This window comes from Geodermatophilus sp. SYSU D01106, from assembly GCF_054049995.1.
Genome location: NZ_JBJGYM010000029.1, coordinates 33,022 through 42,967, shown reverse-complemented (window position 1 = coordinate 42,967; position 9,946 = coordinate 33,022). Strand labels below are relative to the sequence as shown.

Here is a 9,946-nt window from a genome sequence, read left to right as displayed (position 1 = left end):
CCCCCCCCCCCCCCCCCCCCCCCCCCCCCCCCCCCCCCCCCCCCCCCCCCCCCCCCCCCCCCCCCCCCCCCCCCCCCCCCCCCCCCCCCCCCCCCCCGCTCCGGTGAGCCAGGACGGCGTTCACGCACGTCGAACCGTTATCCCTAACTGCCCAGCCCACGCACATGGTGGTCACCCGCCGCGGGGGAGGAGCGCCGACGCTCCGATCTGAGCCCCGCCGCGCGAGCGCCTAACGTGGATCGCATGTCCAGTCCCGCCGAGCGGTACGCGGCTGCCCGGCGGCGCAGCGCGCACCCGACCCTCGCCGACTTCACCGCCGACCTCGGCTTCTCCCTCGACCCCTTCCAGGTCGAGGCCTGCGAGGCGCTCGACGAGGGCTCCGGCGTGCTGGTGTGCGCGCCCACCGGCGCCGGCAAGACCGTCGTCGGCGAGTTCGCGGTGCACAAGGCGCTGGCCGAGGGCCGCAAGGCCTTCTACACGACGCCGATCAAGGCGCTGTCGAACCAGAAGTACAACGACCTCGTCGACCGCTACGGCGAGGACCGGGTCGGCCTGCTCACCGGCGACAACGCCATCAACGGCGACGCCCCGGTGGTCGTGATGACCACCGAGGTGCTGCGCAACATGCTGTACGCGGAGTCCCCGGCCATCGCCGGCCTCGGCTACGTCGTCATGGACGAGGTGCACTACCTGGCCGACCGGTTCCGCGGCGCGGTCTGGGAGGAGGTGATCATCCACCTCCCGCCGTCGGTGACCCTGGTGTCGCTGTCGGCGACGGTGAGCAACGCCGAGGAGTTCGGCGACTGGCTGGTCACCGTCCGCGGGCACACGAGGGTCGTCGTCAGCGAGGTGCGCCCCATCCCGCTGTGGCAGCACATGCTCGTGGGCAGCCGGGTGTTCGACCTGTTCAGCCTGCGCCCGGCCGCGCACGCCGCCGAGCAGGGCGAGACGCCCCGCACGCTGTCCACCCGCGACCGCGGCGCCAGCGTCGTCGACCCCGAGCTGGTGCGCTACGTCCGCGAGCACGAGCGGCGCCTGGACAGCTGGGGCGGCGGCAACGGCGGCTCCCGCCGCGAGCGGGACTGGCACAAGCCGCGGTACCGCCCGCCGGCCCGGCCCGAGGTGGTCGAGCGGCTCGACCGCGCCGGGCTGCTGCCGGCGATCACGTTCATCTTCAGCCGGAACGGCTGCGACGCCGCCGTCGCCCAGTGCCTGCAGTCGGGCCTGCGGCTCACCGACGAGGCCGAGCGCGCCGAGATCGCCCGCATCGTCGACGAGCGCACCGGCAGCCTGCCGGACGAGGACCTGCACGTCCTCGGCTTCTGGGAGTGGCGCGAGGGCCTGCTCGCCGGCATCGCCGCCCACCACGCCGGGCTCGTGCCGGCGTTCAAGGAAACCGTCGAGGAGTGCTTCGTCCGCGGCCTGGTCAAGGCGGTGTTCGCCACCGAGACCCTGGCCCTGGGCATCAACATGCCCGCCCGCACCGTGGTGCTCGAGCGGCTGGTCAAGTGGAACGGCGAGGCGCACGTCGACGTGACGCCGGGGGAGTACACCCAGCTCACCGGCCGCGCCGGCCGCCGCGGGATCGACGTCGAGGGGCACGCCGTCGTCGTCTGGGCCCCCGGGGTGGACCCGGCCGTGGTGGCCGGGCTGGCCAGCACCCGCACCTACCCGCTGCGCTCGAGCTTCCGGCCCAGCTACAACATGGCCGTCAACCTCGTCGGCTCCTTCGGCCGGGCCCGCGCCCGCGAGCTGCTCGCCTCCTCCTTCGCCCAGTTCCAGGCCGACCGGTCGGTCGTGGGGCTGGCCCGGCAGGCGGCCCGCTCGGAGCGGGACGCCGAGCAGTTCGCCGCGGAGATGAGCACCGAGGGCGGCGACGTGCTCGCCTACGCCCGCCTGCGCCGCGAGATCGCCGACCGGGAGAAGGAGCTCTCCCGCGACTCGGCGGCCAAGCGCCGCATCGAGGCCGCCGACGCGCTCGGTGCACTGCGGCCCGGCGACGTCATCCGGGTGCCCTCCGGGCGGCGCCAGGGCCTCGCCGTCGTCCTCGACCCCGGCGTCACCGACCTCGCCGACCCGCGGCCGCTGGTGCTCACCGAGGACAAGTGGGCCGGCCGGCTGGCCAGCATCGACTTCCCGACGCCGGTCACCGCGCTCGCGCGGGTGCGGGTGCCCAAGAACTTCAACCACCGCAGCCCGCACGCCCGCCGCGACCTCGCCGCCACGCTGCGCACCGCGCGGCTGGAGAACGACCTGGGCGCCCGGCGCACCAAGCAGCGCTCCGCCGCCGCCGACGACCCGGTGCTGCACGACCTGCGCCGCGCGGTGCGCAACCACCCGGTGCACGGCCTGCCCGACCGGGAGGAGCGGGTGCGCTTCGCCGAGCGGTACCTGCGCGCGGTCGCCGACGCCGAGGCCACCCACCGCAAGATGGCCGAGCGCACCGGCTCGCTCACCCGCCAGTTCGACCGCACCTGCGACGTCCTCGAGGAGCTGGGCTACCTGGTGCCGGAGGTCGTGCCGCTGGTGCCGGCCGACACCGAGGAGCCCACGCCCGTCGACGACGTCCCGCGGGTCACCGACGAGGGACGCCGGCTGGCGCGGATCTGGTCGGAGGGCGACCTGCTCATCGCCGAGTGCCTGCGCGCCGGCGCCTGGCGCGGGCTCACCCCGCCCGAGCTCGCCGCGGTGGTGTCCACGCTGGTGTTCGAGGCGCGGCGGGAGACCCCCGGACAGCCGGCGGTCCCCGCCGGGCAGGTGGCCGCGGCGATCGGCGAGATGCGCCGGATCCGCGCCCGCCTGCAGGACGTCGAGCTCGACCGCGGCATCCCCGCCACCCGCGACCTGGACCTCGGCTTCGCGTGGGCGGCCTACCGGTGGGCCGACGGGCAGACCCTCGACCGGGTCCTCGCCGGCGCCGAGCAGGCCGGCACGGAGCTCTCCGGCGGCGACTTCGTCCGCTGGGCGCGGCAGCTCCTCGACGTCCTGGACCAGCTGGCCAAGGTCGCCGACGAGGCGGTGGCCGGGGTGGCCCGGGCGGCGGTGGGCCGCATCCGCCGCGGCGTGGTGGCCGTCGCGGTCAGCGGGTGACCCGGGCGGGGCGCGCGCACGGCGCGCACGGGCCGCGACCGGGCCGGGGTGGTGCACAATCGCCCCGCTCCCGTGACGCACGGTCAGGGGAGCGGCGCGCGATCGACCAGGAGCGACGATGACCAACCCACCGCAGGGTGGCCAGCCGGGCCAGTACGGGCAGCCGGGGCAGTACGGCGGCCAGCAGCCCGGGCAGCCGGGCCAGTACGGGCAGCCCGGCCAGTACGGCCAGCCGGGTGGGCAGTACGGCCAGCCGGGCCAGTACGGCCAGCCGGGTGGGCAGTACGGCCAGCCGGCTGGGCAGTACGGCCAGCCGCAGGGGCAGCCCGGCCAGTACGGGCAGCCGGGGCAGTACGGCGGTCAGCAGTACGGGCAGCAGCCCTACGGCCAGCAGTACGGGCAGCCGGGCCAGTACGGGCAGCAGGGCCCCTACGGGCAGCCCGGCGGCTTCGGCCAGCCGCCGGCGAAGAAGTCCCGCACCGGGCTGGTCATCGGCCTGGTGGCCCTCGCCGTCGTCGTCATCGCCGCGGCGATCATCCTGCCGCTGGTGCTCGGCAAGGACGTCCTCGACGCCGGCCGCGCCGAGCGGGACATCGCCGAGCAGTTCACCGAGACCTTCGGCGTGGGCATCGAGGTCACCTGCGACCAGGAGATGGTCGTGGAGAACGGCGCCACCTACGAGTGCAGCGGCGTCACCGAGGACGACGAGGACGTGACGCTGCAGGTCGCGATCACCGACGCCGACTCCGCCGCCTACACCTGGGACGTCACGTCCTGACCGGCTGAGGACCGGCCGGCGGACTCAGTCGAGGACGTCGGCCGGCCAGCCCAGGGCCGCGCCCAGCCGGCCCAGCGACGAGCGCAGGCCGTGCGCGTCGGCCAGCGACGCCAGCGCCGCCGGGTCGGCGGGCCGGGAGGGCAGCGCCCCCTCGACGGCGGGCATGTCGATGTCGCGGGCCACCGCCACCACCACGGGCGCCGCGTCGAGGTAGTCCGCGCCCGCGGCCAGCCGCTTGAGCACCGCCGCCGTCAGCGGCGCCTTCGGCACGACCGTGCGGGCCGCGGCCGCGCGGATGCCGGCCAGGTCGCCGAACTCCGTCACCAGCGCCGCCGCCGTCTTCGCCCCGACCCCGGCCACCCCGGGCAGCCCGTCGCTCGGGTCGCCGCGCAGCACCGCGAAGTCGGCATAGGCCCGCCCCGGGATGCCATATCTCGCCGTCACCGCCGCCTCGTCGACCACCTCGATGTCGGCGATGCCCCGGGCGGTGTAGAGGACCCGCACGCCGCGGGCGTCGTCGACGAGCTGGAACAGGTCGCGGTCGCCGGTGACGACGTCGACCGGCCCGCGGGCGCGGGTGGCCAGCGTGCCGATCACGTCGTCGGCCTCGTAGCCCGGCGCCCCGACCCGGGCGATGCCGGCCGCGGCCAGCACGTCGACCAGCACCGGCACCTGCGGGCCGAGCTCGTCGGGTGTCTCCTCCCCGCCCTCGGGCGACAGCCGGTGCGCCTTGTACGACGGCAGGGCCTCGACGCGGAACGCCGGCCGCCAGTCGTCGTCCCAGCAGGCCACCAGCCGGGTGGGGGAGTGCGCGGTCAGCAGCCGGGCGGTCATGTCGAGGAACCCGCGGACGGCGTTGACCGGCCGCCCGTCGGGTGCGGTCACGCTGGTCGGGACGCCGTAGAACGCGCGGAAGTAGAGGCTCGCGGCGTCGAGCAGCATCGTCGTCACGGCCGGGACGGTAACGGTCCGGGAAACCCCGTCCGGTCCTGCCGGTGCCCGGGGTTAGTGTCCGGACGTGGGAGACAGCGCGGGGGCCCTCGTCAGCATCGACCGCGTGCACGCCGCGCGCGCCGTCGCGGAGGAGCTCGGCATCGACGCCGTGGTGCTCACCCCGGGGTCGGACCTGCGCTACCTGTGCGGCTACGCCGCGCACGCCATGGAGCGGCTGACCGCGCTGGTCGTGCCCCGCGCCGGGGAGCCGCTGCTGGTCGTGCCGCGCCTCGAGGCACCGATGGTCGACGCGTCCCCGGCCGGCGCGCTGGGCCTCGAGGTGCACGCCTGGGACGAGACCGACGACCCGTTCGCCGTCGTCGCCCGGGAGGTCACCGCCCGGCTGGGGACGGCGCCCCGCCGGGTCGCCGTCGGCGCCCGCACGTGGGCCGAGCACGCCCTCGGGGTGCACCGGGCGCTGCCCGGGTCGGTGCTGGAGCTCGCGACGCCGGTGCTCGACCGGCTGCGCATGGTCAAGACGCCGGCCGAGGTGGAGGAGCTCGCCCTCGCCGGCGCCGCCATCGACCGGGTGCACGCGCGGATGGGGGAGTGGCTGCGCGTGGGCCGCACCGAGGCCGCCGTGGGCGCCGACGTCGCCGCGGCGATCCTCGCCGACGGGCACGTGGCCGTCGACTTCACCATCGTCGGCTCGGGCCCCAACGGCGCCAGCCCGCACCACGAGCTCTCCGACCGGGTGGTGCAGGCCGGCGACGTCGTCGTCGTCGACATCGGCGGGGAGACGCCCACCGGCTACCGGTCGGACTGCACCCGCACCTACGTCGTCGGCGGCGAGCCCGACGCGGAGACCGCCGGGTGGTACGCCGTGCTGCAGGACGCGCAGGAGGCCGCCGTGGCCGCCGTCCGCCCCGGCGTGACCGCCGAGCAGGTCGACGCCGTCGCCCGCGACCGGATCGCCGCGGCCGGCTGGGGCGGGCACTTCATCCACCGCACCGGGCACGGCATCGGCCTGGACACCCACGAGGCGCCCTACATCGTCGCCGGCAACGACCTGCCGCTGGAGGCCGGCATGGCGTTCTCCGTGGAGCCCGGCATCTACCTCGCCGGGCGCGCGGGCGCGCGCATCGAGGACATCGTGGTCTGCACCGACGAGGGCGTCCGCGTCCTGAACAACGGTCCCCGTGGGCTCGTCGTCCTCCCCGGCTGAGGCGGGCGGGGAGCCGGCCCCCGACGTCGACCGCCGGCTGCTGGCCGCCCTCGCCCGCGACGGGCGCGCCAGCTACACCGAGCTGGCCGAGCGGGTGGGCCTGTCGGTGTCCGCGGTGCACCAGCGCGTGCGCCGCCTGGAGCAGCGCGGGCTGATCACCGGCTACCGCGCCACCGTCGACGCGCGGCTGCTCGGGCGGGGGCTGACGGCGTTCGTGGCCATCACCCCGCTGGACCAGGCGCAGGCCGACGACGCCCCGGGGAAGCTGGTGCACCTCGACGCGATCGAGGCCTGCTACTCGGTGGCGGGGGTGGAGAGCTACCTGCTCAAGGTGCGGGTGGCCTCACCGGAGGCGCTGGAGCAGCTGCTGCGCGACATCCGCACGACGGCGAACGTCAGCACCCGCACCACCGTCGTGCTGTCCACCTTCTACGAGGACCGCCCGCCCGTCTGAGCTCCCGGTGGTGGTCGCCGACGCCGTTGCTCTCCGTACGACCGTTATCCCCAACATTGCGCCGACTTCGTCGATGCGGGGGAAAACGCGTTTGCCGGGGGAGGGGCGCGCCGACTGGACACCTGCGTCGAACGTGTGTTCGCATGGGTCCCGTGCGGTGGGAGGGGCAGCGGCTCGACGCCGACGACGGCGGGCTGCTCCCGGGTATGCCGAGCGCGCGGGGCCTGCTGCGCAGCGTCCAGGTGCCGGAGTTCCCGGGTGTGACGCTGCACGAGGTGCTGTCCCGGTCGGCGCTGAACAAGGTGCCCGACGGTTCGCGGATGCCCTTCGGCTACACGATCAACCCGTACCGGGGCTGCCTCCATCAATGTGTTTATTGCTTCGCTCGCAAGACGCACGAGTGGCTGGACCTGGACAGCGGCCGCGACTTCGACACCCAGATCGTCGTCAAGACCAACCTCGTCGAGGTGCTGCGCCGGGAGCTGGCGAAGCCCTCGTGGCGGCGCGAGCACGTGGCGCTGGGGACCAACACCGACCCCTACCAGCGGGCCGAGGGCCGCTACCGGCTCATGCCCGGGGTCATGCGGGCCCTGGCCGACTCCGGGACACCGTTCTCGGTCCTCACCAAGGGCACGCTGGCCCGCCGTGACGTCCCGCTGCTGGCCTCCGCCGCGCGCGACGTGCCCGTGGGCTTCGGCGTCTCGCTGGCCATCTGGGACGACGACCTGCACGCGAGCCTCGAGCCGGGCGTCCCCTCGCCGCGCGCCCGGCTCGACCTGGTCCGCGCCGTCACCGACGCCGGCCTGCCGTGCGGGGTGTTCCTCGCGCCCGTGCTGCCCGGCCTCACCGACCGGCTGGCCGACCTCGACGCCGCCCTGGAGGCCGTGGCCGCCGCCGGCGCCACCGGGGTGACCGTCGTGCCGCTGCACCTGCGCCCCGGCGCCCGGGAGTGGTTCTCGGCCTGGCTGGCCCGCGAGCACCCAGCGCTCGTCCCGCGCTACCGGCAGCTCTACCGCGGCGGCGCCTACGTGCCCGCGGAGTACCGGACGTGGCTGGCCGAGCGGGTGGCGCCGCTGCTGCGCCGCCACGGCCTCGACGGGCACTCGGGCGGCCGGGCGCGCGGCGTGCCGGGGGAGGCGCCGTCCGGGGTCCCCGGCGACGACGAGGCGAGCTTCCCGGCCGGCAGCCTGCCCGCCGCCCGCCCCGCGGCACCCGCGCCCGCCCGGCGGGGGAGGGGACGGGCGCCCGCGCGCGACGACGCCGTCCCGGGGCAGCTCGCCCTGATCTGACGCCCGGCGCGGCTCAGCGCCCGGGCGCCGGCGAGGCCGCGGCGGCCTTGTTCGCCCGCGCGGCCCGCTCGGCGCGCACCGCGCCGCGGGCGGCCACGGGCTCGGCGCCCCCGGCGAGCGCCAGGCGGCGGAAGGAGTCGTAGGACAGCGTCTCGTAGACGGCGGCCAGCGCGTCCGCCCGGGCTCGCCCGCCGCCCGTCGTCGTCCCGCGCAGGTGCAGCGCGGTACGGACGGCGTGCTTGGCGAAGGTCACCTGCAGCGCCTGGCTGGACAGCCGGCCGCCCACCTCGGAGGAGAACCCGGGGCCGCGGCGCAGGGCCGGCAGCACCCACGGGCTGCGCTCCAGGGCCGGGAACCGGTTGCGGACGTCCTCCCAGGCGTGCCAGGCCCGCAGCGCCCCGGGCACCGACCACTCGCCGTCCTCGGTGCGCACCACCAGCCGGCGGGCGGTCGGGTGCACCTGCTCGCGGCGCAGGTCGCGGAACGTGCCCACCGGAGCCGGCCAGTGCAGGGCGATCGCGCACCAGACGACCGTGCGCAGGTGCTCGGGCTGCTCGCTGCGCACCTCGCACAGGGGCCTCAGGTCGAGCGTGCGGGGATCGGGCTCCGGCGTCGGCGGGGTGGGCAGCGGGACGCCGCCGTAGCGGGCCACCTTGCTGTACAGCGTCACGGTCGCGGGCTTCCACCCGCGCGCCGCGGCCACGTCGTCCATGCCGCCGGTGGCAAGCTCCTCCGGGCCCAGTCCCAGCTCCAGCGCGGCGTCCACCAGGCGGCGCCACTGGACGGCGTAGCCCTCGGGCGGCACCAGCCGCTGCCACGCACGGGCCGCCGGGACCGACGGCATCTCGGGGAGCGGGCCCTGCCAGGTGCGGCTCACGGCGACCATCCTACCCCGTTATCCCTAACAAAATGCGTGCCCACTTTGGTGGTCGGACCCGCAGCGGCGCCTCCGGCGCCGGGAACACCGACGACACCGGGGAGCGAGGGCGACCGGGCGCGGTGAGGATGTCCCGGTGCGCACGGTCGGGGTCGAGGAGGAGCTGCTGGTCGTCGACCCGTCGGGGAGGCCGGTGCCGCGGGGACCCGAGGCACTCGCGGTGGCCTCCCGCCGGGGGGAGGGGCAGACGCCCGAGGAGCACGACCGCGACGACGGCCCGGGAGAGCGGCCCGGCCACCTGGTGCCCGAGCTCAAGCAGGAGCAGGTGGAGCTCGGCACCCGGGTGTGCACCGGCCTCGACGAGGTGACGCGGGAGCTGCGCTTCTGGCGCGGCCGGGCCGACGCTGCGGCGCGCGCGGTGGGCGCCCGGGTCGCGGCGCTGGCGAGCTCCCCGGTCGCCGTCGACCCCGAGCCGACGCCGGGCGAGCGCTACGCCGAGATGGAGGAGCGCTTCGGGCTCATCGCCACCGACCAGCTCACCTGCGGCTGCCACGTGCACGTGTCGGTCGACGGCGACGAGGAGGGCGTCGCCGTCCTCGACCGGATCCGCGTGTGGCTGCCGGTGCTCACGGCGCTCACCGCCAACTCCCCGTTCTGGCTGGGGCGTGACAGCGGCTACGCCAGCTACCGCTCGCAGGCCTGGGACCGGTGGCCCTCCTCGGGTCCCACGGAGCTGTTCGGCGACGCCGCGACCTACGCCCGCGTCGTCGACGACCTGGTGGCCACCCGCACGATCGTCGACGCCGGCCAGGTCTACTTCGCCGCCCGCCTGTCCCGCAGCTGGCCCACGGTGGAGGTCCGGGTCGCCGACGTGGCGCTGCGGGTGGAGGACGCCGTCACGCACGCCGGGCTGGTGCGGGCGCTGGTGGACACCGCCGCGGCCGAGTGGCGGGCCGGGCGGCCGGCCCCGGCGGTGCGCGGCGAGGTGCTGCGGGTGGCAGCCTGGCGCGCCGGCCGCTCGGGCACCACCGGCGAGCTGGTCTCCCCGCTCACCGGGCGGCCCGCGCCCGCCGCGGACGTCGTCGCCGCGCTGCTGGCGCACGTCGGGGAGGCCCTCGATGCCTCCGGGGACCGGCGGCGGGTCGAGGAGGGCGTGCACGCGGTGCTGGAGCGCGGGACCGGCGCCGACCTGCAGCGCCGCGTCCACCGCGAGACCGGGGACCTCGCCGCGGTGGTGCGGGCGGCGGCGGACCTGACCGTCGTCCGCTGACCGCCCAGGTACCGCCCAGGGGCGCCGGTT

The 9,946-nt window shown here is 76.4% G+C and carries 8 protein-coding genes; 6 read left to right on the top strand and 2 right to left on the bottom strand.

Going from position 1 to position 9,946, the window contains the following annotated elements; genetic code table 11:
• Window positions 1-243: 243 nt before the first annotated feature.
• Both ACI78R_RS21635 and ACI78R_RS21630 read left to right on the top strand, forming a co-directional pair.
• Window positions 244-3,090: a DEAD/DEAH box helicase gene (locus ACI78R_RS21635; protein ID WP_073419830.1), complete on the top strand. Its 2,847-nt coding sequence runs from the start codon at window positions 244-246 to the stop codon at window positions 3,088-3,090.
• 118 nt (window positions 3,091-3,208) lie between these two features.
• On the top strand, window positions 3,209-3,868 hold the full coding sequence (locus tag ACI78R_RS21630) for a DUF4333 domain-containing protein (RefSeq protein ID WP_457042233.1): 660 nt from the start codon (window positions 3,209-3,211) through the stop codon (window positions 3,866-3,868).
• Between the two features lie 24 nt (window positions 3,869-3,892).
• On the opposite strand, the gene ACI78R_RS21625 is transcribed toward ACI78R_RS21630, so the two are convergent.
• A complete protein-coding gene (locus tag ACI78R_RS21625) occupies window positions 3,893-4,810 on the bottom strand; it encodes a 5'-3' exonuclease (protein ID WP_454555105.1) in 918 nt (305 codons plus the stop codon).
• A gap of 76 nt (window positions 4,811-4,886) precedes the next feature.
• On the opposite strand from ACI78R_RS21625, the gene ACI78R_RS21620 reads away from it, so the two are divergent.
• From ACI78R_RS21620 to ACI78R_RS21610, 3 genes are all read left to right on the top strand, one after another.
• Complete coding sequence (locus tag ACI78R_RS21620) at window positions 4,887-6,026, top strand: M24 family metallopeptidase (RefSeq protein WP_457042232.1); 1,140 nt, start codon at window positions 4,887-4,889, stop codon at window positions 6,024-6,026.
• Entirely contained in the window at window positions 6,001-6,480 is a 480-nt protein-coding gene (locus ACI78R_RS21615; RefSeq protein WP_073419827.1) for an Lrp/AsnC family transcriptional regulator, read from the top strand. Before ACI78R_RS21620 ends, ACI78R_RS21615 begins: the two co-directional genes overlap by 26 nt.
• A 143-nt stretch (window positions 6,481-6,623) precedes the next feature.
• Window positions 6,624-7,769: an Rv2578c family radical SAM protein gene (locus ACI78R_RS21610; RefSeq protein WP_457042231.1), complete on the top strand. Its 1,146-nt coding sequence runs from the start codon at window positions 6,624-6,626 to the stop codon at window positions 7,767-7,769.
• Between the two features lie 13 nt (window positions 7,770-7,782).
• Here ACI78R_RS21610 and ACI78R_RS21605 read toward each other — a convergent pair whose 3' ends face one another.
• Complete coding sequence (locus ACI78R_RS21605; RefSeq protein ID WP_457042230.1) at window positions 7,783-8,646, bottom strand: hypothetical protein; 864 nt, start codon at window positions 8,644-8,646, stop codon at window positions 7,783-7,785.
• Window positions 8,647-8,782: 136 nt separating this feature from the next.
• Between ACI78R_RS21605 and ACI78R_RS21600 the strand changes: the two genes are divergently transcribed.
• The gene (locus ACI78R_RS21600) at window positions 8,783-9,916 is read left to right on the top strand and encodes a carboxylate-amine ligase (protein ID WP_073419826.1); all 1,134 of its coding nucleotides are present in this window, start codon (window positions 8,783-8,785) and stop codon (window positions 9,914-9,916) included.
• Window positions 9,917-9,946: the final 30 nt, after the last annotated feature.